The sequence below is a fragment of the Steroidobacter gossypii genome, assembly GCF_016801985.1.
GTDB lineage: Bacteria > Pseudomonadota > Gammaproteobacteria > Steroidobacterales > Steroidobacteraceae > Steroidobacter > Steroidobacter gossypii.
On sequence record NZ_JAEVLS010000008.1, the window covers coordinates 332,872 to 359,242 of the forward strand.

22 protein-coding genes are annotated in these 26,371 nt (G+C 62.9%); 15 read left to right on the forward strand and 7 right to left on the reverse strand.

The genetic code is table 11. The features are described 5' to 3' along the window. Positions 1-68: 68 nt before the first annotated feature. Positions 69-1,478: a MocR-like pyridoxine biosynthesis transcription factor PdxR gene (pdxR, locus tag JM946_RS27735; RefSeq protein ID WP_203170690.1), complete on the reverse strand. Its 1,410-nt coding sequence runs from the start codon at positions 1,476-1,478 to the stop codon at positions 69-71. A gap of 91 nt (positions 1,479-1,569) precedes the next feature. Here pdxR and JM946_RS27740 point away from each other — a divergent pair, with 91 nt between their 5' ends. From JM946_RS27740 to JM946_RS27765, 6 genes are all read left to right on the forward strand, one after another. Next, the gene (locus JM946_RS27740) at positions 1,570-2,019 is read left to right on the forward strand and encodes a carboxymuconolactone decarboxylase family protein (RefSeq protein ID WP_203170691.1); all 450 of its coding nucleotides are present in this window, start codon (positions 1,570-1,572) and stop codon (positions 2,017-2,019) included. A gap of 8 nt (positions 2,020-2,027) precedes the next feature. Next, complete coding sequence (locus tag JM946_RS27745) at positions 2,028-2,438, forward strand: cupin domain-containing protein (protein WP_203170692.1); 411 nt, start codon at positions 2,028-2,030, stop codon at positions 2,436-2,438. Between the two features lie 253 nt (positions 2,439-2,691). Continuing rightward, positions 2,692-5,622, forward strand: a complete 2,931-nt coding sequence (locus JM946_RS27750) for a sensor histidine kinase (RefSeq protein WP_203170693.1) — start codon at positions 2,692-2,694, stop codon at positions 5,620-5,622. A 167-nt stretch (positions 5,623-5,789) separates the two neighbouring features. Beyond that, positions 5,790-6,128, forward strand: coding sequence for a histidine kinase (locus JM946_RS27755; protein ID WP_218043139.1), 339 nt, complete (start codon positions 5,790-5,792; stop codon positions 6,126-6,128). A gap of 18 nt (positions 6,129-6,146) precedes the next feature. Further along, positions 6,147-6,800: a response regulator gene (locus tag JM946_RS27760; protein WP_203170695.1), complete on the forward strand. Its 654-nt coding sequence runs from the start codon at positions 6,147-6,149 to the stop codon at positions 6,798-6,800. Between the two features lie 144 nt (positions 6,801-6,944). After that, positions 6,945-7,571: a helix-turn-helix domain-containing protein gene (locus tag JM946_RS27765; RefSeq protein ID WP_203170696.1), complete on the forward strand. Its 627-nt coding sequence runs from the start codon at positions 6,945-6,947 to the stop codon at positions 7,569-7,571. 21 nt (positions 7,572-7,592) lie between these two features. Here JM946_RS27765 and JM946_RS27770 read toward each other — a convergent pair whose 3' ends face one another. After that, positions 7,593-8,243: a hydrolase gene (locus JM946_RS27770; RefSeq protein WP_230980015.1), complete on the reverse strand. Its 651-nt coding sequence runs from the start codon at positions 8,241-8,243 to the stop codon at positions 7,593-7,595. A gap of 240 nt (positions 8,244-8,483) precedes the next feature. Here JM946_RS27770 and JM946_RS27775 point away from each other — a divergent pair, with 240 nt between their 5' ends. Further along, positions 8,484-10,076, forward strand: a complete 1,593-nt coding sequence (locus JM946_RS27775; protein WP_230980016.1) for an MFS transporter — start codon at positions 8,484-8,486, stop codon at positions 10,074-10,076. Between the two features lie 22 nt (positions 10,077-10,098). Here the strand turns inward: JM946_RS27775 and JM946_RS27780 are convergent, their stop codons facing one another. Beyond that, positions 10,099-11,400 carry an alginate export family protein gene (locus JM946_RS27780; RefSeq protein WP_203170699.1) on the reverse strand — a complete coding sequence of 434 codons (1,302 nt, stop codon included), beginning with the start codon at positions 11,398-11,400 and terminating at the stop codon, positions 10,099-10,101. A 254-nt stretch (positions 11,401-11,654) separates the two neighbouring features. On the opposite strand from JM946_RS27780, the gene JM946_RS27785 reads away from it, so the two are divergent. From JM946_RS27785 to JM946_RS27800, 4 genes are all read left to right on the forward strand, one after another. Further along, entirely contained in the window at positions 11,655-12,311 is a 657-nt protein-coding gene (locus tag JM946_RS27785; protein WP_203170700.1) for a hydrolase, read from the forward strand. A 106-nt stretch (positions 12,312-12,417) separates the two neighbouring features. Further along, positions 12,418-14,373 carry an amidohydrolase gene (locus JM946_RS27790; RefSeq protein ID WP_407700605.1) on the forward strand — a complete coding sequence of 652 codons (1,956 nt, stop codon included), beginning with the start codon at positions 12,418-12,420 and terminating at the stop codon, positions 14,371-14,373. 285 nt (positions 14,374-14,658) lie between these two features. Next, the gene (locus JM946_RS27795) at positions 14,659-15,438 is read left to right on the forward strand and encodes an alpha/beta fold hydrolase (protein ID WP_203170702.1); all 780 of its coding nucleotides are present in this window, start codon (positions 14,659-14,661) and stop codon (positions 15,436-15,438) included. 92 nt (positions 15,439-15,530) lie between these two features. Beyond that, positions 15,531-16,715 carry a benzoate/H(+) symporter BenE family transporter gene (locus JM946_RS27800; protein ID WP_230980049.1) on the forward strand — a complete coding sequence of 395 codons (1,185 nt, stop codon included), beginning with the start codon at positions 15,531-15,533 and terminating at the stop codon, positions 16,713-16,715. Positions 16,716-16,733: 18 nt separating this feature from the next. On the opposite strand, the gene JM946_RS27805 is transcribed toward JM946_RS27800, so the two are convergent. Further along, entirely contained in the window at positions 16,734-17,813 is a 1,080-nt protein-coding gene (locus tag JM946_RS27805; protein WP_203170703.1) for an excisionase family DNA-binding protein, read from the reverse strand. 154 nt (positions 17,814-17,967) lie between these two features. On the opposite strand from JM946_RS27805, the gene JM946_RS27810 reads away from it, so the two are divergent. The 4 genes from JM946_RS27810 to JM946_RS27825 all read left to right on the forward strand — a co-directional run bounded on the left by JM946_RS27810 (position 17,968) and on the right by JM946_RS27825 (position 24,700). Further along, on the forward strand, positions 17,968-19,551 hold the full coding sequence (locus tag JM946_RS27810; RefSeq protein ID WP_218043141.1) for a GMC family oxidoreductase: 1,584 nt from the start codon (positions 17,968-17,970) through the stop codon (positions 19,549-19,551). 74 nt (positions 19,552-19,625) lie between these two features. Next, positions 19,626-21,182 carry an ATP-binding protein gene (locus JM946_RS27815; protein ID WP_203170705.1) on the forward strand — a complete coding sequence of 519 codons (1,557 nt, stop codon included), beginning with the start codon at positions 19,626-19,628 and terminating at the stop codon, positions 21,180-21,182. Positions 21,183-21,426: 244 nt separating this feature from the next. Continuing rightward, a complete protein-coding gene (locus JM946_RS27820; RefSeq protein WP_203170706.1) occupies positions 21,427-24,249 on the forward strand; it encodes an ATP-binding protein in 2,823 nt (940 codons plus the stop codon). Between the two features lies 1 nt (position 24,250). Beyond that, positions 24,251-24,700 carry a hypothetical protein gene (locus JM946_RS27825; RefSeq protein ID WP_203170707.1) on the forward strand — a complete coding sequence of 150 codons (450 nt, stop codon included), beginning with the start codon at positions 24,251-24,253 and terminating at the stop codon, positions 24,698-24,700. A gap of 22 nt (positions 24,701-24,722) precedes the next feature. Here JM946_RS27825 and JM946_RS27830 read toward each other — a convergent pair whose 3' ends face one another. The 3 genes from JM946_RS27830 to JM946_RS27840 all read right to left on the reverse strand — a co-directional run bounded on the left by JM946_RS27830 (position 24,723) and on the right by JM946_RS27840 (position 26,316). Then, on the reverse strand, positions 24,723-25,433 hold the full coding sequence (locus tag JM946_RS27830; RefSeq protein ID WP_203170708.1) for a hypothetical protein: 711 nt from the start codon (positions 25,431-25,433) through the stop codon (positions 24,723-24,725). Next, positions 25,390-25,875, reverse strand: coding sequence for a P-loop NTPase family protein (locus JM946_RS27835; RefSeq protein ID WP_203170709.1), 486 nt, complete (start codon positions 25,873-25,875; stop codon positions 25,390-25,392). Before JM946_RS27835 ends, JM946_RS27830 begins: the two co-directional genes overlap by 44 nt. A gap of 63 nt (positions 25,876-25,938) precedes the next feature. After that, a complete protein-coding gene (locus JM946_RS27840; RefSeq protein ID WP_203170710.1) occupies positions 25,939-26,316 on the reverse strand; it encodes a hypothetical protein in 378 nt (125 codons plus the stop codon). Positions 26,317-26,371: the final 55 nt, after the last annotated feature.

Genomic DNA, 26,371 nt, shown 5'->3' on the forward strand with positions numbered 1-26,371 from the left:
CAAACGGAGCTGTCTCAAGAGCGATACGTCACCGGTAAGCGACAGTGAGGCTCACGTGCACGGCGCTTCTATCCACGTGTCGCCAATTCCGCGAGACGATGGCAGTCCGCCGCCAGTCGACGTTCGTCGATGTTTGTAACACCGAGTAGCAATCCGCGGCGCGGCGGCGCGTGCATCGACCAGGGAGACAACGGGGTGGGCGCCAAGCCGAAGGGCAGGGCGCGCAACGCGATGTCAACGTCAGAAGCAGACGCAGCGAGTGATGTCACGACCGCCAGCCCGGCCGTCGCCGCTGGCTTTATCACATCCGACGACATGTCCTGCAGACAGCGCAGCAAAGATTCTCTCTGTGCCCGATAGAGCGCTTTCATGCGGCGGAGATGACGAAGATAGTGGCCTTGGCGCAGAAACTCGGCGACGGCGCGTTGCACGGTGGCGCTCGGCGCCGGCGCCAGGCACGCGGCGAACTCGCCGCAGCGACGGACCAATGCGGGCGGCACCACCAGAAAGCCCAAGCGTAACGACGGACTGATCGTCTTGCTGAAGCTGCCGATGTGCAAGACGCGTCGCTCCTGGTCCAACGAGGCCAGCGCGGGAGCAGCCCGACCGTGCAGCTGCAGCTCACTGAGATAGTCGTCTTCGATGATCCATGCACCGGTGCGCCGGGCCCACGCCAGCAAGGCAAGGCGCCTCGGCAGTGACATTGTCATTCCGAGCGGCGCGTGTTGACCGGGCGTCACAACCACCAACGCCGCCGCGGGCGCGCTGCGCTCGCCAGCGCTGATGTCCAGACCTTCGTCATCGACACGGACGCCGGTCACGTTCATTCCAGCCAGGCGCAGGGCGGTGCGAGTGAGCGGAAAGCCGGGGTCTTCAATCCATGCTTCTTTTCCTTGAAGTTGAAGCGCGCCCGTTGCGACACCGAGCGCACCGGAGAATCCGCCCGTGATCAGCAGTTGCGAAGGCTCGCAGTGAATGCCTCGTGCAATGGCCAGGTATGCCGCAATCTCCTTGCGCAATTCCGGATCGCCGCGTGGGTCGGGATAGCTGACCGGCGCCGCCGCCACCTGCCGGCTCGCTTGCGTCAACACGCGAGACCACAGCTTGAAAGGGAACGCGCTCTGCGAGGGCACGCCCATTTGGAATGTCAGCGGTGACGTTCCGAAGTCATGGAACAGCTGCGGCAGCGGTATCGCCTCGGGCGCCTGGTCCAATCTCGATGAGCCCGCGGGGCGCTCGGCGACGCGCGTTCCCGCCGGTCCCATGCCGATCGCGAACTGCTCGTCCATCAAGCGCTCGTACGCGACACGCACGGTGCCGCGTGAAACGCCAAGCTGTGCCGCCAGATCCCGCCACGATGGCAGCCTTGTACCGGAGGGAAGTTGTCCGCTCTCGATGGCGCTGCGGAGCCCGCGATAGATTTGTGTAGTCAGCGGCGTCTTGTCGCCGCGATCGACTTCAACGTGCAGTGGGGGCATGCCTGGATGGTACAGCTCGAAACGACAGTCTTGGTACTGTCGTGCGAGGCGCGGTGCAAGCATCCTTGCCACAGTGTCCAGGAGGTGTGAGATGACTCAACGCATGGATTACCATGCTGTGGCTCCGGCCGGCGTGAAGTCGCTGGGCGGCGTGTACGGTTACGTCATGCAAAGCGGCTTGCCGAAGCAAATGCTGACTCTGGTTTTTCTTCGGGTCTCGCAGATCAACGGGTGCGCATACTGCATCGACCTGCATTCGCGTGATTTGCTGAAGGAAGGCATGGCGACGGAGAAGCTGGTGCTGGTGCCGAGCTGGCGCGAGAGTGGCGCCCTGTTCGACAGGACCGAGCGTGCCGCGCTCGCCTGGGCCGAAACGGTGACGTGCGTGGCGGAGACGCATGTGCCCGATGCGGACTATGAGGCAGCTGCCGCCGTGTTCGATCAGAAACAGCTCGCCGATCTCACGATCGCGATCGGGCTGATGAATGTCTATAACCGGCTGGCGATCAGCTTTCGCGTGCCGCCCGCGGCGGCGAAGTGAGCACTCCCATGAATCGACTCGGAATTGGCGCCGCCTTCGGCATGTTCCTGCTCAGTGCCGTGAGTCAGGCCGCGGAACCGAAAAGCACAGCGGTCGTTCAGGCGCTGATGACGGAGCCGCTCACCGACATTCCGGGCAAGGAAGTGACGGTCCTCACCGTCGAATACTTGCCGGGCGGCGCATCGCTGGCCCATCGACACGATGCCGACGTCTTCGTCTATGTGCTCGAAGGCGCGGTGATCATGCAGGTCGATGGCAAGGACCCGGTGACGGTGCGCAAAGGCGAGACATTTCGCGAGCGTCCGACCGACATTCACAGGCAATCGGCAAACGCGAGCGCCACCGAGCCGGCCAAGTTCGTCGTGTTCATGGTGAAGGATCAAGGCAAGCCTGCGACACGGCCCCTCGAGGGCGGCTGAAGGAGGCGTGCGACATGGTAGAGTCTTCATCGCCGGACCTCGAGGCCACTCGGACTAGCGATCCTTGCTTCGGCGGCGTTACAACCTGCGGGCCCGTGCAGGTGAGGGCACGGCCGGGATTGCTGCGGCGGGACGCCACTCATGATATGAGCATTCGGGCGACCTACCTAGATCAGCATCGATGCCGAATACCCGCAAACCGAAACCATCGAGCTTTCGATCATGGCTTGCCGGGCTGGGATTGTTCTTCGGGATGCTGTCGCTCGCGTTCGGATTCGATGCCGAGCGTACGCTGCCGGAGCTCGATCACACTCGCTGGACGCTGGCCGATGGAGCGCCCGGCCAGATCGGGGCTATCGCGCAAACCGCAGACGGCTATCTATGGCTCGCCTCTGGAACGTCTTTGTACCGGTTCGACGGCGTACGCTTCGTGCGGTATGCGCAGCCGAGCGGCTATCCGGCTGGCGTCGTCTCATCGCTGCTGGGCGATGCCAACGGCCAACTCTGGGTCGGCTTTGCGTTGGGCGGCATCGCGCTGATTCGGCCCGACGGACTGCGCCCCTTTGGCCCGGCGGATGGATTGCCCGGTGGGATTGTTTATAGCCTGGCGCGCGACCGCGCCGGCGGAATCTGGGCGGCGACTGGTGCAGGCCTGGTGCGCTGGGATGGCGCCCGATGGCAGTCGGGCGCGGAGTTCGGCTTCACCGCTTCCAATGTCCACGCGGTATTCGTCGCTCGCGACGGCGCCGTCTGGGCGAGCGCCAATGGAAAGCTCTTTTGCCTTTCGCCGACCTCGAAGCGCTTCGAACCGATCGCTGTCGCCGTAGGATGGATCGCGAGATTCGCGCAGTCGCCCGATGGTGCGCTGTGGATTGCCGAGCGCGACGACGGTTCAGTGCGTCCCATTGTCGCAGCGGATGGCGAGTTGATCGCTGCGCAGAGCAACGGCCAGAGCGGCGCGACCGGACTCGTCTTCGATCGCAGTGGCGCGCTCTGGTTCAGCACGCCAGGAGATGGCGTTCATCGCATCGCTCGTCCACATGAGCGGCTCGCATCGGGAAGCTCCGAAAAATACACCGAGCAGGACGGGCTCACTGCAGATTACACGACCACGCTGTTCGAGGACCGAACCGGCATCGTATGGATCGGCACCAGTGCAGGGCTCGACCGCTTCCGCACCTCGCCGCTGGTGCGAGCGGCCCTGCCCAGCGGAACCTACAATCTCGCGCTTGCGGCCGGCGGCGACGGCAGCATCTGGATTGGCTCCGCGAATCGGCCCGTCATGCGGCTCCATGATCGAACGTTGACCAGGGCAGGTATGCCACCGCCGGTTGGCGTAGCGCACACCGATCGCGACGGCGTGGTGTGGATGGGTGGGCCAGCCGGGATCTGGCGTAGCGCGAATGACAAGCTGGAGAAGGTCACCGAGCTGCCCGTCCCCGCGAGTGCAGATCTTCGGGTGCGCATGTTGGTGCATGACTCCGCCGGCCGTTTGTGGGTTGCCATCGAACGGCATGGCCTCTTCCAATATCACGGCGGGAAATGGATCGCACTCGCTGCCCCGACCGAGAACCCGCTGCACGCCTTCCCCGTGATCGGCAGCATCGATGCGCAGGGGCGAGTTTGGCTTGGCTATCGCGACAACCTGCTCATGCGAATCGATGCGGACGGCGCCATGCGCCGCTGGACACCCGCAGAAGGTGTGGACATTGGCCATGTGACCTCGATCGCTCACGGGGCGGGTAGAACTTGGATCGGCGGCCTTCGCGGTCTTGCGTATGTGGAAGATGATCGTGTGGTTCGCGTGCGAATCGCTAACAGCGAAGATGTCAGCGGCGTGCACGGTTTGATCGAATCCGAGAAGGGCGAGCTGTGGGCGCACGCGAACGCCGGGTTGCTGCGCTTCCCCGCAGCTGAGATTGCGCGCGCAGTCGTCGCCCCCGATTCCGCTGTCACGGCGCGTCTGATTCGCGGCATCAGCCTTCTTACGGCAGACCCGGTGATGATCCGTCCCCTGCCTACCGCGGTCGCCGACCAAAAAGGCCGCCTATGGCTATCCACCAATCGTGGCGCGGTATGGCTCGACTCCGCGCAACTCGATGCGACCTCAGCGGCGCCTGCGGCCCATCTCGAAACGCTGGTGGTGGACGATGTGAGCTACCCCATCGACGGCTCCGCTACGTTGCCGCCGCGACCAGCGCGTGTCACGTTCGGATTCACCGCGCTCGATGCGCATGCCCCAGAGCACGTCAGGTTCCGTTATCGCCTGGATGGCTACGACCAGAACTGGCAGGAGACCGGGACGCTGCGCCATGCCACCTACACTGGCCTGGCGCCCGGCGAATATCGGATTCAGGTCGTCGCTGCAAACGCAGACGGTCCGTGGAGCCAGGTACCGGCATCCGCTGCGTTCCATGTTCGACCTGCGTTCGTTCAAACGAAAACCTTCCTGGCGCTGTGCATGGCCGCGGTTGCGTTGCTGCTGTGGGCGCTCTATCGGATCCGGCTGCGAATCCTGGCCGCTCGTCTGGAATTCGCCCTGGAGCAGCGACACACCGAGCGCGAACGGATCGCGCGTGAGTTGCACGATACTTTGTTACAGGGCTTTTACGCCTTGCAGCTTCGGTTTCACTCAGCGGCGATGGCGCTCGATGCGAGCTTGCCCGCCCGAGCGTCGATCGAGCAAGCGCTCGACCAGGCCGATGAAGTCCTCGCCGAAACGCGCGACCGAGTGACTCAGCTGCGTACTGGGAGCATCATCGATCTGCCGGAAGCATTGCGGATGATGGGCCAGTCCCTGTTCACCGAGCACGGCGTGCAGTTTGGGTTCAGGCAAGAAGGAGTGGCTTCGCGGTTGCGGCCGTTCGTCAGCGAGGAGATCTACCTGATCGCACGCGAAGCGCTGATCAACGCGCTTCAGCATGCAAAGCCACAGCGCGTCGAAGTGGTGCTCGAGCAGGGGCGTCGCAAGTTCAGGCTGATCGTCCGTGACGATGGTTGCGGCCTGCCGGATGACATCCTCATGCACGGTGCTCGTACCGGGCACTGGGGCATACCCGGCATGCACGAGCGAGCGCGGCGGATTCGGGCTCGACTTCACATCCGTCGTCGCGCCGAAGGCGGCAGTGAAGTTGAGCTGAGTGCCGCGGCGAGCGTGCTCGCCCGATACGAGCCCGGTATGTAGATAGGTTCGAGCGATCGCCTCGCGTGAGCACAAGCCTGTTTCGATCAATGCGGGTGCTCTTGGGATTCGCACGACCATCCAAGCCGGTACTTCTGGCGCGCGCATAGTCTCGTGGCATCCATCCTGCGCGATACGAGCGCGAGCATCTGGTTGGCGGAGGAGCGCTTTTGCACGGGCTTGTGTCTCAGTTCGTCCACGATCACGGGTTCGTACTGCTGTTTTGCTGCCTCATCGGCGCCGTCCTCGGTGGCTTCTGTCACGCGCGCTCGCGCCGCTTGCGCGAACGAGAACGCCTGGCGCGCGAAATCGAGGATGCGCTGGTACAAAACGCGCAAAGCGTCATCCTCAGCGTGCATGGAATCGTCAAGAAACTGGCCGCCAGCGACCCGACGCGCCAGAAAGTGGAGCAGGCCCTCGATCGGGCCGACAAACAGTTGTCAGAGGATCGGGATAGGGTGCAGGATCTGCGGGCGAGAACCAGGCCCGGCAATCAGCCGCCGCGTTGAAAAGCTCCAAGGTCCGCGATGAATCAGGGCTCGACACCATTGAAGCAGATTCGCGTCCTGGTGGTGGACGATCATCCGCTCATGCGCGATGGCATCGTTTCGATGATCGACAGCGAGCCGGACATGACGGTGGTCGCGCAAGCGAGCAACGGGCTGGAGGCGATCGAATGCTTCGAGCGACATCGGCCCGATGTCACTCTCATGGATTTGCAGATGGCCAAGATGGACGGCGTGACCGCGATCGAAGCGATCTGTCGGGCACATCCTGGAGCACGCATTCTTGTGCTCACGACTTACAAGGGCGATGTGCAGGCGCTACGCGCGCTCAATGCTGGTGCATCCGGCTACTTACTCAAAAGCATGATCCGGAAAGAACTCGTCGATGCTCTGCGTAAAGCGCCGCTCGGGCGCCGGCAGATCGTGCCGGAGGTCGCAGCCGAAATCGGGTTGCACGCACTGGATGAGCCACTCTCATCGCGCGAGATCGAAGTGCTCAGGCAAGTTTCGGCCGGACGCGCCAACAAGCAGGTGGCGGCTCAGTTGGACTTATCCGAAGAGACCGTCAAGACTCATATGCGCAACATTCTCGCGAAACTCAAGGCGCGAGATCGCACGCACGCCGTGATGATCGCGCTCGATCGCGGCATCATTTCCGGGTGGGATCGCTCGTAGCACCGCCGACCGCAACGACCCTGCCTGCAGCAAACGAGGCCCGCTTGGCTTCCCTCGAAAGAGTGAGAGGATGCACGTCCGAACTGGGGTGTCCTCTCCGTCATCGACGCGGCACTCTGCCGTTCGGCACAGGAGACCGCGTCGATGAGCAGTATCGCAGCGTTGGCCAGCGAGCCTCGGGAACACAGCCGGCAGGGTGAGGTTGCGTGGACAGCGACTTTGCTGGAGTTGCTCACCGTGGCGCAATCCAAGGTCGAAGTCGATCGTCAGACTGCGCAAGCATATTTGTCTCGCGCGACGGCGTTGCTGGCCGCCAATCTGGAACGAGACACCGAACCGAAGGCCGACAGCGCATTCCGCGGCAGACTGCCGCGTTGGCAGGTGCAGCGCCTGGTTGCTTACATCGAGGAGAATCTCGATCAGCCCATCACGAGCGAGGACCTCGTCGCGCTCACCGGGATCAGCGCCGGACACCTCTTTCGAACTTTCAAGGCCACTTTCGGCCAGACGCCATTCGCCTATATCGCAAGTCGGCGCGTCGAGCGGGCTCAGCAGATGATGCTGACGAGCAGTGATCCTCTTTGCAAGATCGCGCTCGATTGCGGGCTGTGCGATCAGTCCCATCTCACGCGCTTGTTTCGCCGGCTCGTGGGTACGACGCCGAATGAGTGGCGGCGGGAGTATGCTCGCGGGTTGTTCGAGTCGGCGCCGCGGATGCGGGCGGCGCCTGACGCCGAATTCCCGGTCGGCGCGCGATCATCGCAGATGTAGTCGCTGCCACCGGTCTGCGAGTCAGCCCCGTCCGCCCGCCCGGGCGTTGAGCAACTGCATTTCCCACGCGTAAGCCACCCCGGTGCCGCCGCCATGTGGAGCGAGCACGTCCGCCAATGCGGCTGCGGTCTTCTCGCGTGCCCAGTCTCTTTGCCATTCGCTTACTACCGCAAGCCAGTTGATGGGTACGGCGCCGGCGGCGGCCATGCGTCGCACAGCCATCTCGTGTGCTTCCACCGAAACGCCACCCGATGCGTCGGTGACGACGAATACGTCGTAGCCTTCCGCCAGCGCGTGGATGGCAGGCATCGCCAGACAGATTTCGGTCCACAGCGCCGCGAGCACCAGTTGTTTGCGGCCGGTGCTTTTCACCGCGTCGACCACGCGCCGGTCCTCCCAGGTGTTGATGAAAGTGCGATCGATGGGCTTTTGCTCGGGGAACACGTCCTGCAAGCCCTTGATGAGATAGCCGCCTCGTTCCTCGAGCACCGTTGTGAGAATGGTCGGGACACCGAAAGCCTTCGCGGACTTCGCAAGCCCAATGACGTTGTTCACGATCATGGTCGGCTCGTGACTGTGCAGATTCGCAAACTGGAAAGGCTGGTGGTCGATGAGAACGAGAACGCTGTCCTCGGGGCGCAGTAGTGCGTCGAGGCCGGTTTTGCTGGTCATCGTGAGACTCCTGGGGTTGCCGCGGAAAGTTGCGAACATCGGCGTCGTTCTGGCATCCAGTGTCGATCAAGGAGGAACCGAGCGATTGCAGCTCAGTGCTGCTGTTTGTATCCAGATGCTGTGGTCGTTGTGCTGGAGCGAGCGACACGCAGGGCCTAGATGCGTCAGGCAGGTCCAAGCATCGTTTTCTGATGTTGTCCACACTGCGTCATGCAGCACTCGAAACAGACACCGGACAGCATGACTGCACTGAGCCCGACAAAAACCGTTGGTGGAGCCGGACCGCTGAGCTTCCCGGTGTTCCGTGCGCTGTGGATCGCGACGATCGTTTCCAATGTCGGCACCTGGATGCACGATGTCGGCGCGGGGTGGTTGATGACCTCGCTGTCGCCGAGCCCGCTGCTGGTCGCGCTCGTCCAAGCGGCCACCACGCTGCCGATGTTTCTGCTCGCGCTTCCCGCCGGTGCGCTCGCCGACATCATCGACCGGCGCAAGATGCTACTGGCGGCTCAACTGCTCGGCGTATTTGCGGCGGCTCTGCTCGCGCTTTTGACGCTGCAAAACCGAGTGACGCCCGAGGTGCTGCTGGCTGCGACTTTCGTGCTTGGCATCGCCGCGGCGCTCAGTGCGCCAGTGTTCCAGGCGATCGTGCCTGAGTTGGTCGATAAGCAATCCCTGCCAGACGCCATCGCGCTCAACAGTCTCGGAGTCAACATTTCGCGCGCGATCGGGCCGGCGCTCGGTGGCATCATCGTCGCTCTTGCTGGGACGCCCGCCGTCTTCGCACTGAACGCGGTGTCGGTTCTGGGCGTACTGGCGGTGCTGTTCTCATGGCAGCGTCCTCTGGCCGTTCACAATCTTCCGCCAGAACATTTCTTCGGCGCGATGAAGGCTGGCTATCGCTATACGCGCCATTCCCCGGCCATGCGTCTCGTACTGATCCGAGCGATAGGCTTCTTTTTGTTCGGAAGCGCGCTCTGGGCGATGTTGCCGCTCGTCGCCCGGCGCGGACTTGGGCTCGATGCCGCGGGCTACGGTGCACTGCTCGGCTGCATGGGCTCGGGAGCAGTGGTGGGAGCGATCCTGCTGAAGCGGTTGCGAAGGAAGATCCCTGCCAACACGATCTCGATCGGCGCGACGCTACTCTTTGCATCCTCAACGTTGGCGCTCGCCTTGGCCACCCATGCGTGGATCGCCGGATCGATCATGTTCGTGGCCGGCCTCGCCTGGATCGGCATGCTGACCTCGCTGAACGTAGCGGCGCAAATGGCCTCGCCGGGCTGGGTGAAGGCACGCGCGCTCGCCGTCTATCTGCTCGTCATGCAAGGTGGGATGACGGGCGGCAGCATCCTGTGGGGCTCGCTTGCCAGCACTACTAGTGTAGCGACCGCTCTGATGGTCGCGGCCGTTGGACAAGCAGTGGCCCTGATCCTGGCGTTGCGCTGGCGTCTGCCGCAGGACTCGGCAGCCGATCTTTCGTCTTCGAACCACTGGGCAGATCCCGTCGTCTCGATCCTGCCGGCGCAGGAGCGTGGTCCGGTGCTCGTCGAGATCGAATATCGCGTTCAACCTGCGCGACTCGCCGAGTTCGTGTCGGCCCTGCGCAGATTCCGCTCCACACGGTATCGCGACGGTGCCATCCGTTGGGACGTATGGGAAGATGTTGCCGAGCCGGGTCGCGTTGTCGAAAGCTTCGTGGTCGAGAGCTGGCTCGAGCATCAGCGCCAGCATGCGCGAGTAACCCATGCCGACCAGCTCGATCAGCGAACACTTCACACCTTCCTTGCAGGTGACCAGCCTCCCCTGGTGCGACATCGGCTGCGGCCGCTGTGACCGGTTGCGAACTCGAGCTTCGTCAGAATTTGAAGCGGGCCGTCAGCTCCACGAAATCAACCGCTTCAGAGGGGCCGGTCTGTTCCAGAAACCTGCGCGGGGAAAAATGCGTGTAGATCGCGGTGAAGCTGAAATGGCGATTGACCGTCCACTCGGATGTGAGCGATAGAGCCGTTGCGACCCATCGCTCATCGCTGCCATGGGCTGATCGCAACAGCGAGCCGTTGGGCGCGTAGACGCCATCGTCGGTGGATAGCCGCCAAAAGCCGTTGTAGTCGACTGTCACTGTGAGGCTGTCCAAAGGATTCAGCGTCAGGAACACATGCATGTTGTAGAAGTTCTGCGGTCCCAGGATGGCGTCCTCCGAGAAATAGTTGCCCCGCGGAAACAGCGGATGGAAGCTTTCCAGATCCGGGTCGCTTCGATCGCGGTCGCCGCTTGCGATATTCGCGCTCAAGCGCACGCTCGGCTGCCATCTCCGGTCGGACCAGGTGTAGCCGGTTTCGCTTGCGATCGTCCAGGCGCGCAGGCGCCGTCCATCGAACTTGCCGAACTGGAGCATCGGCTCGATGTTCCATTGCCAACCTGCCTTCGAGCCGAACAGCCGCACACCGAGCGTCTGTCGTCGCTCGGCGCCGTTGCCCTGGTCATATGCCGCTTCATCGTCTTCGCGAGTCAAGTAGTAGAGATCGAGGCCGAGTTTGCGAGTTTCGAGCGGCTCGCGCGTGGCGTACACGCCCCAAAGCAGCTGCGAATCATGAGTTGAATCGTCGAAAACACCCGGACGATCGCGCCTGGGTGACAGCGCCAGCGCATTGATCGTCCATGCGCCGGTCTTCGCCAGCACTCGCAAGCCATCGAACGTTCTTCTGACATTCGGTCCGTCGCGAACACTCACCAGTCGCGCCGAGCCCAATTGGACTTCCTGCCGGCCTGCACGCACGTGAAGATCCCAGTCGCGGGATAAGGAGTAGCGTCCTTCGAGGAACGCGTTTTGAAACTCCAGTTCGTTTTCGTCGACCCGGCTCGGGCCGCTCGCGCGACCACTCTCGAGTGCACTGTGCAGTTCTACGAAGGCGCGCAGATGGCGTCCCCACTGCACATCCGCGTGCAGGGCATAGCGTTGCAGCCACGCCCCGTGTGTGTCCTGTGGTTCAGCGCCGAACCCCGGGTTGTGCGTGTACTCGTACCGCTGGCGAACTTCACCGCCGAGCTGGACGTATCCGTCGGGGATGTCGACACAGGCCGCGTCGACTGCCGCGCACGACAACGCCGAAGCCCAAACAATCGATCGAGTGCGGCAGCGCTCGTTCGCAGTTGACACACACGTAGCTGCAGTCATGGTTCAAAGATGCGGCGTCGTGTAGCGCGTGGCTTGCTCCACAATGCTCTCTATGGGACGGAAATGCCGTTATTGATGTGGTTCATCGCAGTTGTCACCGCGAGTCACAGCAGGGTGATTCCATCCGCGGTAGTGTGGTTCTAGAGGCGAGCTCGAGCCGCACGCAGACTTGGCGACGTAACATCTCCGCAGTGTTGCAGCACTGCCTTCATCAACCTGATCCAGGAATGCACGCCATGTCTGCCAGATTCACTCCGACACCGGGTTCACTGCTGCTCACTCCCAGGGATCACGTGCTGATTCTGATCGACTTCCAGTCGCAGATGGCTTTCGCAACTCATTCCATCGATGCGGTCAACTTGCGAACCAACGCTGCGCTGATCTCGCAAGCCGCCGCGGGCTTCGAGGTATCTACGGTGCTCACGACGGTGGCCGAGAAGAGCTTCTCCGGTCCGATGTTCAGCGAGGTTACGGATGCATTCCCGGGCCATGCGCTGCTCGATCGGACCTCAATGAATACTTGGGAGGACGCTGCGGTCATCAAGCGGCTGAACGAGATCGGTAAGCAGCGTGTTGTGCTCGCGGGCCTGTGGACCAGCGTCTGCATCGTCGGTCCCGCGCTTTCCGCTATCGAGCAGGGATGCGAGGTCTATGTGATTGCCGATGCCTGTGGGGACATATCGGTCGAGGCGCACAACCGCGCGATGGACCGCATGGTACAGGCTGGCGCGCGGCCCATTACCTCGCTGCAGTACCTGCTCGAACTGCAGCGCGACTGGGCGCGAGAGTCGACCTACGATCTGACTACTGGCATCGCCAAGAAAGTCGGTGGTGCATATGGTCTGGGCATCACCTATGCCAAGGCGATGTTCGGCGCCTCGGAAGGCCACTGACCTTCGAGCTGCTAACAGTATCGCGGCGCTGTACTCCACAGCGTCAGCAATCAGAAATGGACGCCGGGGCGATGTTCGGACCGGCGTCTTCTACCGGAGCAACAGCATGAGCTGGACACGCCGTCAAGTCACCGCGGCGGGCGCCGCGGCAGGTTTATCTGCACTTTCACCCGTGGCATGGCGCGCACAAGGCGCTTCTCCTGGAGGGGCATCGATGGTTGCCGATCTGATCCTGACCAACGCTCGCTTTACAACCCTCGACCGAGGCAATCCGAATCCGCAAGCCGTCGCGATTGCCGACGGGAAGTTTCTTGCTGTAGGCGCCGAGCAGGATGTACGAGCGCATGCTGGTCCAGCAACCAGGATTATCGATCTCAAACGACGGCGCGTGATTCCCGGCTTGATTGACAGCCACATGCACATCATTCGCGGCGGACTCAACTACAACATGGAGATGCGTTGGGACGGCGTGCGCTCACTCGCCACTGCACTTCGGATGCTCAAGGAGCAGGTTGCACGCACCCCGCCGCCACAGTGGGTGCGCGTCGTTGGCGGCTTCACCGAGCATCAGTTCGCCGAGAAGCGCCTGCCGACCCTCGATGAGATCAATGCAATTGCACCGGATACACCGGTCTTCATCCTTCAACTCTACGATCGCGCATTGTTGAACGCCGCGGCGCTGAGGGTGGTCGGCTACGATAAAAATACGCCGAACCCTCCGGGAGGTGAGATTACGCGGGATCGTAACGGCAATCCGACGGGCCTGCTGCTTGCTCGCCCGAATGCGAGCATTCTCTATTCGACGCTCGCGAAAGGGCCGAAGCTGCCGCCGGAGTACCAGAGGAATTCTACCCGTCACTTCATGCGCGAGGTGAATCGACTTGGCGTCACGGGCGTCATCGATGCCGGCGGTGGATTTCAGAACTATCCCGAAGACTATCGGATCATCGAAGAGCTGCACGCCGCAGGCGAGCTGACAGTTCGTCTCGCTTACAACTTGTTCACGCAAAAGCCGAAAGAGGAACTGGCCGATTTCAAGAGCTGGGGCGGCCAGGTCAAGCCAGGGCAGGGCGATGATCTCTATCGGCACAACGGCGCAGGCGAGATGCTGGTGTACAGCGCCGCGGACTTCGAAAATTTCTCCGATGCGCGTCCGGAAATGCCGCCCTCCATGGAGGCTGATCTCGAGCCCGTCGTGCGTCTGCTGGCGGAGAATCGCTGGCCATGGCGGTTGCATGCTACTTACGATCCAACAATCTCGCGCGCGCTCGATGTCTTCGAGAAGGTGAACAAGGATGTTCCCTTATCCAAGCTGCATTGGTTCTTCGATCACTGCGAAACGATCTCGGATCGCAACATCGATCGCGTCGCCGCCCTCGGCGGAGGCATCGCTATTCAGCATCGCATGGCGTTCCAAGGTGAAAACTTCGTCCAGCGCTATGGCGCACGCGCTGCCGAGCGCACGCCGCCGATCCAACGCATGCTCAAAGCAGGGCTGGCAGTAGGCGCGGGCACCGACGCGACTCGGGTGGCCTCGTACAATCCATGGGTGTCGCTGTCGTGGCTCGTCACTGGCAAGACGCTCGGTGGCCTTACGCTTTATCCGGCACAGAACCGGCTGGATCGCGAGCAGGCTTTACGCTTGTGGACGCACGCGAACACCTGGTTCTCCACGGAGCTTGGCAAGAAGGGACAGATCAAGGTCGGGCAGCTCGCTGACCTCGCCGTGTTATCGGAGGACTACTTCAACATTCCGGAAGACGAGATTCAGGACATCACTTCGGTGCTGACCTTGTTGGGCGGGAAGGTGGTGCATGCGGACGGCGAGTTCAGAGATCTTTCGCCTGCCTTACCGCCGCCTGCGCCCGATTGGTCTCCCGTGAAGTACTACGGTGGCTATCAGGCGCGCGGCGTGGCTCAGACGCAGACGCGCGCGCTGCTCGTTTCTTCTGGTGGCGCATGCGCGGTCCACCGTCATGCTCACTGCCGGAGTTCATCGGTCCCCGCTTCGGACAGCAATGCATTCTGGGGCGCGCTCGGATGTTCCTGCTGGGCGTTTTGAGTCAGCGGACGTGCAGGTGCGCATTCAATCGTGAGACGGGGGCAACGATGGACGCCGCGGCGTCCAGCAATTCGAACTAGATAACCCTAAGGACTAGCTCACCGCGTACTCCGCGTGCACCGGTGATGGCGGAGACCGTCGCCAGGTTCCGTCGATTCAGACGCCCGATCAATTCTTCCAGACTGCGGGTGAGATGGCGTTCATCCTCATTCGGTAGCGTATGTCCACCGAGGCGCTGCTATTCGGCGCCGCGTGCCAAACATCTCACGCCATCGAAGGATCACCATGAACAACTTAGCCGGTTTGATTTTGATGCACGCTCTCGCAATGGGCGTCGTTTCGACAGCTTCCGCCGCAGGCAAGCCGAGCGATGCCGCCGGCACTCCGACCGTCGTCCTGGTCCACGGCGCCTTTGCCGATGGCTCGTCCTGGAACAAGGTCATCCCCTTGCTACAGGCGAAAGGTTTCAAAGCAGTTGCGGTCCAGAACCCGCTGACCTCGTTGGAGGACGATGTCGCCGCCACCGAGCGCATCCTCGATGCGCAAACGGGACCGGTGGTGCTGGTCGGGCACTCATGGGCAGGCAGTGTCATCACCCAGGCCGGCGGCCACGAGAAGGTCAAGTCGCTCGTGTACGTCGCATCGTTCGCGCCGGCGCTGGGGGGGACTTCCGTGGACGCGATCAAGCCGCATCCGACACCTTCGGGGGTGGCGCACTTCATCACCGATCCAAACGGTTACCTGACATTGCCGCCGGAGGCGATCGCGTCCGAGTTCGCACAAGACGTGAGCGCGGCGGAGGCGAACTTGATCGCCGCCACACAAGGCCCGGTGCGCGCGGCGAACTTCGAGCAGAAGATCACGGCCGCCGCCTGGACCAGCAAACCTTCCTGGTACATTGTGGCGGCTCAGGACCGCATGATCCATCCCGATGCGCAGCGGGCGCTCGCCAAGAGGATCGGCGCCTCGACGACAGTGCTTCAGACCAGCCACGTGCCCATGGCTTCGGATCCCACAGCGGTGGCTGACGTGATCGAGGCGGCCGCGCGCGCGGCGGTGAACTGAACTTCGTTCGGTAGGGAACCGCGGGGAGGCCATGCGCCTCCCCGATTCAATTCATGCGCACCTGAGAGTGCCAGGGAAATGCTGTGTCAGAACTGCAAGCCAGAGCCGAGCCAATTCGATACGACCTGTGGCGCGATCTGTCGATTTCGGCGGTCGCTGCCGGCTTCGTAACCGTGCTGGTGGGCTTCGCGAGCTCCGCGGCCATCGTCTTCCAGGCTGCGCAGTCGCTCGGCGCCACGACGGATCAGATCAGCTCGTGGATGTGGGCGTTGGGTTTGGGCATGGGGCTCACTTGTATCGGGCTGTCGCTGCGCTATCGAGTGCCCGTTGTAACAGCCTGGTCCACGCCGGGTGCGGCCATGCTGATCAGCAGCGCCGCGGGGGTGCCGCTGTCGGCTGCCGTCGGCGCGTTCGTCCTGTCGGCGGCGATGATGATGGTGGCGGGTTTCACGGGTGTGTTCGAGCGGATGATCAGCCGCATTCCCGGTTCGCTGGCCTCCGGCATGCTCGCCGGAGTGCTGTTGCGCTTCGGGTTAGAGGCGTTTCAGGTGCTGAAAACTCAGTTTGGGCTCGGGCTCGCGATGTTTGCGGTTTATGTGCTCGCGCGCCGGTTGGCGTCACGCTATGCAGTGATTCTCACACTGCTCGCGGGTGTCACGTTCTCGGCGGCGACGGACCTGCTGAAGATGCAGGAGCTGGCGCTGCAGTGGGCCAAGCCCGTGTTCGTCGCTCCTACGTTCTCCCTCGCCGCGGTCGTCGGAGTCGCACTGCCGTTGTTCATTGTGACCATGGCTTCGCAGAACGTGCCAGGCGTAGCCACGATCCGCGCCTCCGGATACGACGTGCCGATCTCGCCCACCATTGGCTGGATCGGCGCCGTCAACACCATGCTCGCGCCGTTCGGTGCGTTCGCCCTGAATCTGGCCGCGATCACCGCGGCGATAAGCATGGGCCGCGAAGCGCATGAAGACCCCAAGCGTCGATACGCGGCGTCCGTGTCGGCCGGAGTGTTTTATCTTTTGATCGGGTTGCTGGGCGCCACTGTCGCCGCGCTGTTTGCGGCGTTCCCGAAGGAGCTGATCGTAGCTATCGCCGGGTTCGCGTTGTTGAGCACGATCGGCAACAGTCTGGCTCAGGCATTGCGCGAGGAAACCGAGCGCGAGGCGGCGCTGGTCACGTTCCTCGTCACTGCCTCGGGGATCACGCTCTTGGGCATCGGGTCGGCCTTCTGGGGACTGGTCGCCGGAGGCGTCACCCTGCTGCTATGGAAACGATGAGAGACACCTGATCCACCTTTATCGGTTCGGTCGCGCCGGTCGTTTGTTGGCGCGAATGCGCACTTCGTCCGATGCAATCGCGGCGAGCGCGAGCAGCGTCTGTTCCTGGGCGGCCTCGAGCCGGTGAGGCTCGTAGTCCATCACGCAGATGGAGCCCAGCGCGAAGCCATCGGGATCGAACACGGGCGCGCCGGCATAGAAGCGAAAGTGCGGAGGACCGGCGACTGCGGGATTGGTCGAGAAAAGATTCGACGTGGACAGATCCGGCACCGAATACACGTGCTTCTGCAGGATCGTCTGATTGCACATTGCCCAGTCGCGCGGCGTCTCGGTGAGATCCAGGCCGACTCGCGATTTGAAGTGCTGGTGAGTGGCGGAGAGCAAAGTCATGAGCGACACGGGCATGTGCAGATGCTCGCTGGCGAGCCAGGTCAGACGATCGAAGGCCGGCTCGGCAGGAGTGCTCAGCAAGCCGGATCGTTGCAGGGCGGAGAGCCGCTCACGCTCGTTGGATGCGATCGGAAAGCTCAACGAGCTCGAGGGTGCGAGCGGAACGTCCGGCGGCCCGGCGGCAGGTACGAACACTGCGCGGACCGCGTCGGCCACTTCATCGAGTGTCGCTACCAGCGGCCGGCCCCCCTGGCGATCCGTCGGGTCGGAGCTGTCCGCCACGGCGATGAATCGCGTCGTGCCCAGTTCCGGATGTGCCGTCAGCTGGCGCAGGAATTCGCGACGTTCGTCGCGAGCGTCATGCATGTCCACGATCACGGCTGCCGGTAATCGGGCGCCGATCGCATATGCCGCGATGTGAACATCCGGCCAGCTTTCCACCAGACATTCGCTGACCGAGCCGAGCCGCGCATCGAACAGCGGCTTGCGTTCCGGCGAGGTCACCAGAATCGCGAGCGCCGACGCGAATTCCGGGGAGCGGGGGGTCTGCGTCATGTACGCAAGCACATCCTGGAGGTACACGCGGCGATGGCCGCCAGGCGTCTTCCATGATTTGAGCGGGCCGTTTTCGATCAACAACTGCGCCGTGCGCACCGAGACGCCCAGTAATTTCGCCGCCTCGGCGGTCGTGAGGACTTGTTGCTGCATGGGGCCTATGTCGGGACGGATTCCCGTTTATCAGGGGCAGAGTCTACTCCTGTCTCAAAAAATATACATAAACAGCAAATTTGATAAATTTGATACCTGTGATAACGTTCACATCGCTGCAGAGTGCAGCGGTCCGCAACAGGTTATGTCTCCCATGTCGAACTCGTCCCCCGAAACTCCTTGCTTCCGAGGCGCCCCGGTGTCGGGCCGATACGACTTCGTTGTCTGTGGCGCAGGGTCGGCGGGGTGCGCAGTGGCAGCGCGCCTTGCCGAAAGTCCAAGCGTCAGCGTCCTGCTGATCGAAGCCGGCGGCAGCGATGAGCTCCCCGAGGTGCTCACGCCGGGGCAGTGGCCGCTCAATCTGGGCTCGGATCGCGACTGGGCATTCGTCGCGGAGCCAAATCCGCATCTCAACAATCGTGCTATCCCGCTCAACATGGGCAAGGTGCTGGGAGGCGGCTCCAGCATCAACGTGATGGTGTGGGCGCGCGGCCACCGGAACGATTGGGAACATTTCGCCGAAGAGGCTGGCGACGACGCCTGGGGGTACCGTTCGGTGCTCGAAATCTATAAGCGCATCGAAGATTGGCGCGGCGCTCCCGACCCTGTTCGACGCGGCAGCGGCGGGCCGGTTCACGTGGATACCGTCCGCGACCCGCAGCCGGTTGCGGTTGCGATGGTCGAAGCCGCGAAGTCGCTCGACATTCCTGCCTTCGATACTCCGAACGGAGTCATGATGGAAGGCCGGGGCGGCGCGGCTTTGAACGATCTGATCGTTCGGGAAGGCCGGCGCTCCTCGATGTTCCGCTCCTATGTGCTGCCTAAACTCGGCCAGCCCAATCTCACTGTGATGACGCACGCGCAGGTGAGCCGATTGATCTTCAACGGCACCACCGTGATCGGTGTGGAAGTGGTACGAGATTCCCAGCGCGAGCTGATCATGGCGGATCGCGAGGTGATACTTTCGCTGGGCGCCATCAATACTCCGAAGGTGCTCATGCAATCGGGCATCGGCCCGGAGACGGAGTTGCGCCCGCACGGCATTGGCGTGGTTCAGCATCTGCCGGGCGTGGGACGCAATCACCAGGATCACGTCTCCTTCGGTTGTCTGTTCGAATCTCACGAGCCGCTCGGCGTCGGCCATGGCGGCTCCGAAGCGACGCTCTACTGGAAGACCGATCCGAGCTTGAAGCTGCCCGATCTGTTTCATTGCCAGCTCGAGTTTCCGGTTGCCACGCCCGAGACGGCGGCGCGCGGCGTGCCTCAGAATGGCTGGATGGTGTTCGCGGGGCTGTCACATCCGAAGAGCCGCGGCTCCTTGCATCTTTCCGGTCCCGACGTGCTCGATCCGATCCGCATCGAAGCCAACACGTTGTCGCATCCGGACGATCTGCGAGCTGCCGTGGCTACGATCGAGTTGGGAAGGGAGATGGCCAACGCACAGTCGTTCAAATCTCTGCTCAAGCGCGAAGCCATGCCCGGCAAGCTCGCGCCGGCGGAGCTGGAAGTCTATCTGCGCGACTCGGCAGTCACGTACTGGCACCAGTCCTGCACTGCCAAGATGGGGCGCGACTCGATGTCGGTGGTGGACTGTCAATTGAAGGTCTATGGCATCGACCGGTTGCGCATTGCCGATTCCTCGATCATGCCGAACGTCACCAGCGGCAACACGATGGCGCCCTGCGTGGTCATCGGCGAGCGGGCCGCGGAAATGATCAAGTCGGCGCACAGAATCTAGGAAACCAGTGCGTGCGCCGCCTTCGCGGCGCATGTCATCGCGCAAAGAACCGGACTCGTGAGACCCGACGAACCATGCACCTTCACGAAGCGCACAAGATGGTTGGAGAGGACGTCATTGCATTCGGCGCGTTTGAGCTGAACCGGACCCGGCGCATCCTTTCGAAGGAGGGTGTTCCGATCGCCGTGCGCAGCCGGGCGATGGGCATTCTGCTGGCGTTGACCGAAACAGCGGGCAGCGTCGTGAGCAATCGCGAATTGCTCCGGCGCGTATGGCCGAACATGGTCGTGGAGAACGGAACGGTCCGAGTCCATGTGTCGCAGTTGCGCAGCGTGCTGCGTAAAGCGGACCCCGGCAACGAATATCTGCACAACGTTACCGGCCACGGCTATCGATTTGCGGCGCCGGTCATTCGTCCACGTCGTCCCCCCGACGCGGCGGTCATTCATCTGTTCGGTCCGCGCAAACCGTCGCTGCGGCAGCCCGTACGGAAGAACAACGTACCGATGCTCATGACATCGTTCGTGGGCGGGGAGCGGGCCATCGGTTCGCTCGTCAGACGCATGGCAAGCAAACGTTTCGTCACGGTGACCGGGCCCGGCGGCATAGGCAAGACCACGGCGGCGATCCGGGCTGCCGGGGCGCTCGCCGCAGCCCATGCGGACGGAGTGTGTTTTCTGGATCTCGCCGCAATCGAACGTCCGGAAGAGATCTGGCGACTGTTTGCCGAGACGGCTGGCATATCGACGACAGCGCCTGATCCGAAGCCGGAGATCCTGAGGTGTCTGTCGGGACAGTCACTATTGCTCGTGCTGGACAATTGCGAACACGTAATCGAGAGTGCCACGCGCCTCGCTGAAAGCGTGCTGCGCATGTGTGCGCAGGTGAAGATACTTGCCACCAGTCGCGAAGCGTTGCGCGCCAGCGGAGAAGCGATCCACGAGGTCGCGCCGCTGGAACTCCCGCCGGCGCTCGATCGGACGTCCTGCGAAACACTGTCGAGCTATCCCGCGATCCAATTGTTCGTGGAGCGGGCTGGCGCTGACTTCGACGAGCAGGAGCTGTCATTGATCGCGCAGACGTGCCGGCGACTTGCAGGCAATCCGCTTGCGATCGAGATCGCGGCGGCTCAGTGCCGATGGCTGGGCTTGAAGGCGCTCGCAGTCGGGCTGGACGACCAAATGTATCTTTCGCTGGAAGGACGTCGGACGGCACAGTTGCGGCACCGGACATTACGCGCCAGTTTCGATTGGAGCTACGACTTGTTGTCGGCGCAGGAGCAGGCGGTCTTCCGGCGCGTGTCGGTACTGGAGACCTGCTTCAGTGCGGATCACGCCGCCGCGGTCATTGCGGATGAGAGATTGCCGCGCTGGCTGGTGCTGAAATGTCTCGTCAACCTTGCTCGGAAATCGCTGCTCGTCTCCGACACCTCGCGTCAAGATGTCGTGTATGGAATGCACGAACTGGTGCGCGCCCATGCTCGCGCGAAGCTGCATGAATGCCAGGACGTCTCGTTCATCGATCCTCGCCCATCGAACATGCGGAGCGAACTGAAAGCTGATCGGGCGCACGCGCACGCCCGGTTGTCGCTGTCGGCGTCCGCAGGCGCAGGTCGACTATGCGGCTCTTAACACCTGTTTTCCGCCGTCCAGGCAATCATGCCCGTGTGTCAGGGGGACTAAGTCACCCTCGACTGGATCTGACTCATGCCTCGATCTGTGCCCCCGACCCGCCGGACAGGTTCTCATCGTACGAGTCGTGGCTGAAACTCTCTAATTCCGCGCTGACTCGCTGGCAGCCCCTTCCGGAGTTCGCGTCGCCGTCCGATCCGGTGAGCTGACCGATTCGTGGCAAGTTCTGATACGCCCATCGACCATGACAAACGGCTGGAACTCGGCGTCGCACCAGACGGGCGACGACATCATCGTCTTTGGACCTTTCGAGTTGAACCGCACCCGGTATGAGCTGCTGAAGAACGGTGCACCCGTTACTCTAGGCAGCCGCGCCACAGCCATCCTGATCGCACTGACGCGCAGCGCCGGCGAAATCGTCAGCAACCGCGAGCTGCTTCGTGAGGTGTGGCAAAACACCGTTGTCGAAGAAGGCACGGTCAGGGTGCACGTCGCACTGTTGCGAAAGGTGCTGCGCGACGCCGATCCCGGCAATGAGTACGTGCAGAACGTGACCGGCCGCGGCTATCGTTTCGTCGTGCCCGTCAGGCACCGCCCCGAGCTCGCCGGCAAGAGCTCGGGTTCGCGGACTTCCATAGCGAAGCTGCCCGTGAGGACGGCGCAGCGAAGAAACAATCTTCCGCAGCGGCCGAAGTCCATCATCGGCCGTGATCAGGTTGTTCGTGCGCTCGCCGACAGAGTATCGATACAACGGCTGGTGACGATCGTGGGGCCGGGCGGAGGAGGCAAAACCACCGTTGCTGTCGGCGTGGCCCACGCCTTGGCGGAGAGATCTCCGAATGGCGTGTGTTTCGTGGAGCTTGCCTCGATCACCGAAGCGCGGCTCGTGGCGAATGCTCTGGCCTCCGCCCTCGGTCTCTCCCCCTTGGCGCTCGATCCGCTGCCGGATGTGCTCGCCTTTCTGTCGAATCAGTCGCTGCTGCTCATCCTGGACAACTGCGAACACGTGATCGACGCCACGGCGCAACTGGCCGAACGCCTGCTGCAAAGTGCATCGGCGGTTCATATTCTCGCTACCAGCCGGGAACCGCTGCGAGCAGCGGGCGAATCGGTTTTCGAGCTCGCTCCGCTGGAGCTGCCTTCGGAACACGCTCCGCAGACCCGCGAAAACCTCCTGGAGTGTCCGGCCATCCAGTTGTTCGTCGAGCGAGCCGAAGCCTATATGGAAGACCAGTTCGCCGCTGACGATCTGCGTCAGGTCGCGGATATTTGCCGGCGCCTGGAAGGCAATCCGCTGGCCATCGAGATAACCGCGGCCCACGTGCGCTTGCTGGGGCTGCAAATGCTCTCGGCCACCCTGGACGATCATTTGTTTCTTTCGATCGACGGGCGCCGCACCGCCGAAGTCAGACACCAGTCGTTGCGTTCGACATTCGACTGGAGCTATGGATTGCTCACGCCGGCGGAGCAGGCGACGTTTCGCCGCTTGTCCGTGTTCATCGGCCGCTTCGATCTGGATTGCGCCACCGCAGTGGTCGCTGACGGCGACCTCACGGCGATCGCCGTTTTCGAAAGCCTGGTGAGCCTGGCCAGAAAATCCCTGGTGTCCGCCGATACGAGGGGCGGGATCGTGTCGTATCGACTGTTGGACCTGCCTCGGGCCTACGCGCGCGAGAAGTTGCTGGGCTCCGGCGAGCAGGAGATCGTTCGGCACCGGCACGCACGGATGTGGTGCTCGGTCGGCGCGATGCAGATCCAGGCGCATGTCCGCCAGAGTGCGCAATGGATGGACGTGTTCGGCGAGCGCATCGACGATTTGCGTTCGGCGACGCGGTGGAGCTTCTCCGCTTCATCCGGCAGTTCGCTCGCGACCAAACTCACGCTCACCTCGTTGTGGTTCGAATTCGTGCTCGCTGCCGAGTCGTCAGGAGAGCCGGCGTGGGTCGAGCTTTATGAATACATCCTGCGCGGCGCCGAGGGAGCGCTGTTGTCCGGTCTGGAGGATATCCTCGAGAGCTCGCGCCGCCGGGACGAGACGCCCGTGCTCGAGCTGACGGTGCTGCAACAGATCGAGCGCGGCCGCTCCGAATCGAAGACCGCGTTGTGGAGTCTTTGGTTCGAGCGCGTGATCAAACGTGACTATCGGATCGCCATCAACCTTGCCAATGCCGCCCGCGAGTGCGGCTCGAACGCCAGCGCCCACAGGGCCGCGCTGGTGGATCGAATGCTCGCCGTCGCTTATCACTATGCAGGCGACCAGGTGCTGGCTTGCCGGCATGCGCAGTGGGCGCTGGATGCCGAAGAGCCGAGGCTGACCACGGCCCCCGTGGACGCACTGCTGCGATGTCACACTCGGAGTGTCCTCGCGCGTGCTCTGTGGCTCCGAGGCTTCCCGAATCTGGCGCTCGAAACTGCGCTTCTCAGCGTTGCCGAAGCGCAGCGCTCCGATAGCCCCCGCTTGCTGTGCACGACACTGGTGGTTGCGATCACAGTGGCGATGTGGTGCGGCAACTCCGTCGCTGCCGAGCAGTCGCTGCGGCGCTTGCACGAGCAGTCGACCGCCCATTCACTCGAATATCACCAGCTGTGGGCGGAGTGCCTGCGCACGATCACGGCGACCCCGCCGGGGTTGCAGGAGATCGAGCCATTGCAGTTGTCCATGGATCCGCTGACGAGCTCCCAATATCTGGATCTGCTGGGCTCGCTCCGAGAAGAGTTGGTGAGCGCGGACGCGATGGTGCGAGCCGAGGCCGGCCGTAGCGGCTGGTGCACAGCCGAGATCCTGAGAGTGAAAGCGGAGCGGCTCGTCAGAGACAACGGCCACGACGTCAATTCTTGCGCCGAAGTCCTGTTGCACCGGGCTTTGGAAACCGCGCGTCGTCAGGGCGCGCGGGCCTGGGAATTGCGAACCGCAATGAGCCTGGCGCGACTCTGGAAGGAACAAGGACAGACTTCTCAGGCGCGCGCCCTCGTGAGCGACGTTTACGCCCGGTTTACCGAAGGGTTCGAGACCGCCGATCTGAAAGCTGCGCGCGACTTGATCCAGCAGCTGACGCCCGAGGATTGAAATGACTATGACTGCATACGAAGTGTTGGACCATATCGCGGACTCCGTGAATCCGACCCTGGGATTGCTGGCGATCGCGCTTCCTTGGTTGAGAGCCTACCGGTCGCTGCGGCCGCCGCCCTGGGTCCGCGTTGCCGGTGCGGTGTTATGTGTGGGGGCGGCTTACCTCGGCCAGGCAATCGACAGGCTGACCGGTGCATGGCCGGCATTCTCGCTCGACTATAGTGGGCATTCGGCAGTGTGCGTCGCTCTGTTGGTGTCGCTGGGACATCTCAGTCGGCGGTGGACAGTGGCGAGCATCGCCATCGGCGCCGCTTATGCGCTGTTGATGATGTATCAGGGCTATCACACGCTCGCCGACATCGTCACGACCGCCACACCCGTCGGGCTCGCAAGCGCAGCGGTGTGGCGAGCGATCACGATGCGCTCGCGCGTGAGCGCCGATCACTAAGGCTGCGCCCCCGACGGGTTGTTCATGGACCCCGTTTCAATTTCTTGCGCTCCGGCTGTTCGTCGGACGACGGACTCGAGTTCCGGGTCCTCGGGTGGGCTGCGCGTTGCTGAGGCGAAGGCGGCGGGGAGTGTGACGTGCGCTCGAGGGCGCGCTCGAGCTCCTCTTGCGAACCGGAATTTCGACGGAGCGTTCTCGAGTCGTTTCCTTTGCCGTCGCCGCCAAACACGGCGCGCCGGATCTCCTGCTCCGGAATGCCGATATCTTTGAGCGTTTCGCAGAGCTTGTCGCAGGCGCCCGCAATGCCCAACTGGATCGCGAGCTGGTGAGGGGCAAGGCCGGTCTCGCGGTCCTTCGCGACCAGCAATTGCACCTGCTCCTCGATGCCGATGCCGGCCCGCTGCGCCGCATTGCTCAATGCGTCGTAACAGCCCAATCGTTTGTTTGCTATCGCTCGCCACAGGGCAGGCCGCCCCCGGCCATCGCGTGCATCGAGCACTCTCATGCGCTCTTCCATGGGCAAGTCGAGCTGCACGAGCGCAGTGGCGAAGGCACCATACATTTCGAAGTGCCCTTGGGTTGCGGCCAGGTGCAGCGCCGGTGTATCTGCGGCTTCCCGCAGCACGTCATCCAGCAGCGTGGGCTTGTCCTCGCTCTCCGGGGTGCTCGCTCGCAGCTCATCGTCATCGTCATCGGACGTGGCCGCAAACGACTCGCCTTGCAGCAGGCTCACCAGATCCTCCGTCCGTCGTGGAGGCACATCCAGAGAGGGCGTCGCCGATGATGCCGCTCGCACGATAGTCATCGAGCGTGTACACACTGGCCGCGCGTTTGCGGATACTGAAGCAGGGGCGGCGCACGATCGGCGGCAGCAGCCCCTCGAGGCGTGAGCCATCGAGTGGAAATTCACCTTCGAGGATCGGATTGTCCCGCGTTACCGTCGTGTGCAGCATGCTGGCGCAAGTCGTCAGAATGCTTTCCGCGGCGCCCGATTCGATGGTCTGACCGTTGAACTGCATGCCTTTTCCTGCGACATCGACCCACAGCTTGCCGTCCGGATTGAGCAGCACCTCGATGACCGCGGGATCGCGCAGTGCGGCCATCATGGCCGCGCCGCATTCGCGCTCCAGCTTCTCTTCGAGGCGCTGCCTCAGAATTTGTTTTTGACTGTTCAAGGGAATTGCTCATCGAGGGCAAGCAGCGACTGCGCCCGTCATCGGCGCCCCGTTTCGTTCCGGTCAATCCCGCGTCGCCGTGAATGTGCCTTTGCCGATATCGCCGAACTGCACGTCCCCCTGTATCGTGTCCTTCCCGAGCGTGCCGGTGAACGTCACTATCAGCGGATAGTCGGGAACCTCGACGCGCAGGCGAAATACGATCTCCTCGCCGTCGATCGTTCCTGTCACGTCGGCCTTGCCGAACTCATCGGCGTAGGTGCCCAGGAGCTGATTGCGTTGTTGCCTGAGATCGAGCTGCGGCCGCTGGACGCCCGCTTCCGAGCGGATGGTCAGTGCCCATCGCCCGGCGACATCGCGATCCTCTTCAGCCCGCACAGCGGCGGATGCGAACATCGCCGCTGCCAGAAGAAACGCGAACCTGGAATGCACGCCGCTCATTCGTGTACCTGCTCGATTGAAGGCGCGCAGCATAGGAGTGCGACTGCGTTACGAG

Excerpts from the sequence above, each read along its gene's own strand:
- pdxR (WP_203170690.1), bottom strand. The coding sequence starts at position 1,478 with ATGCCCCCACTGCACGTTGAAGTCGATCGCGGCGACAAGACGCCGCTG.
- JM946_RS27810 (WP_218043141.1), top strand. The coding sequence starts at position 17,968 with ATGTCGAACTCGTCCCCCGAAACTCCTTGCTTCCGAGGCGCCCCGGTG.
- JM946_RS27765 (WP_203170696.1), top strand. The coding sequence starts at position 6,945 with ATGAGCAGTATCGCAGCGTTGGCCAGCGAGCCTCGGGAACACAGCCGG.
- JM946_RS27840 (WP_203170710.1), bottom strand. The coding sequence starts at position 26,316 with ATGAGCGGCGTGCATTCCAGGTTCGCGTTTCTTCTGGCAGCGGCGATG.
- JM946_RS27745 (WP_203170692.1), top strand. The coding sequence starts at position 2,028 with ATGAATCGACTCGGAATTGGCGCCGCCTTCGGCATGTTCCTGCTCAGT.
- JM946_RS27825 (WP_203170707.1), top strand. The coding sequence starts at position 24,251 with ATGACTATGACTGCATACGAAGTGTTGGACCATATCGCGGACTCCGTG.
- JM946_RS27805 (WP_203170703.1), bottom strand. The coding sequence starts at position 17,813 with ATGCAGCAACAAGTCCTCACGACCGCCGAGGCGGCGAAATTACTGGGC.
- JM946_RS27795 (WP_203170702.1), top strand. The coding sequence starts at position 14,659 with ATGAACAACTTAGCCGGTTTGATTTTGATGCACGCTCTCGCAATGGGC.
- JM946_RS27790 (WP_407700605.1), top strand. The coding sequence starts at position 12,418 with ATGAGCTGGACACGCCGTCAAGTCACCGCGGCGGGCGCCGCGGCAGGT.
- JM946_RS27760 (WP_203170695.1), top strand. The coding sequence starts at position 6,147 with ATGAATCAGGGCTCGACACCATTGAAGCAGATTCGCGTCCTGGTGGTG.
- JM946_RS27740 (WP_203170691.1), top strand. The coding sequence starts at position 1,570 with ATGACTCAACGCATGGATTACCATGCTGTGGCTCCGGCCGGCGTGAAG.
- JM946_RS27820 (WP_203170706.1), top strand. The coding sequence starts at position 21,427 with ATGACAAACGGCTGGAACTCGGCGTCGCACCAGACGGGCGACGACATC.
- JM946_RS27785 (WP_203170700.1), top strand. The coding sequence starts at position 11,655 with ATGTCTGCCAGATTCACTCCGACACCGGGTTCACTGCTGCTCACTCCC.
- JM946_RS27775 (WP_230980016.1), top strand. The coding sequence starts at position 8,484 with ATGACTGCACTGAGCCCGACAAAAACCGTTGGTGGAGCCGGACCGCTG.
- JM946_RS27750 (WP_203170693.1), top strand. The coding sequence starts at position 2,692 with ATGCTGTCGCTCGCGTTCGGATTCGATGCCGAGCGTACGCTGCCGGAG.
- JM946_RS27770 (WP_230980015.1), bottom strand. The coding sequence starts at position 8,243 with ATGACCAGCAAAACCGGCCTCGACGCACTACTGCGCCCCGAGGACAGC.
- JM946_RS27815 (WP_203170705.1), top strand. The coding sequence starts at position 19,626 with ATGCACCTTCACGAAGCGCACAAGATGGTTGGAGAGGACGTCATTGCA.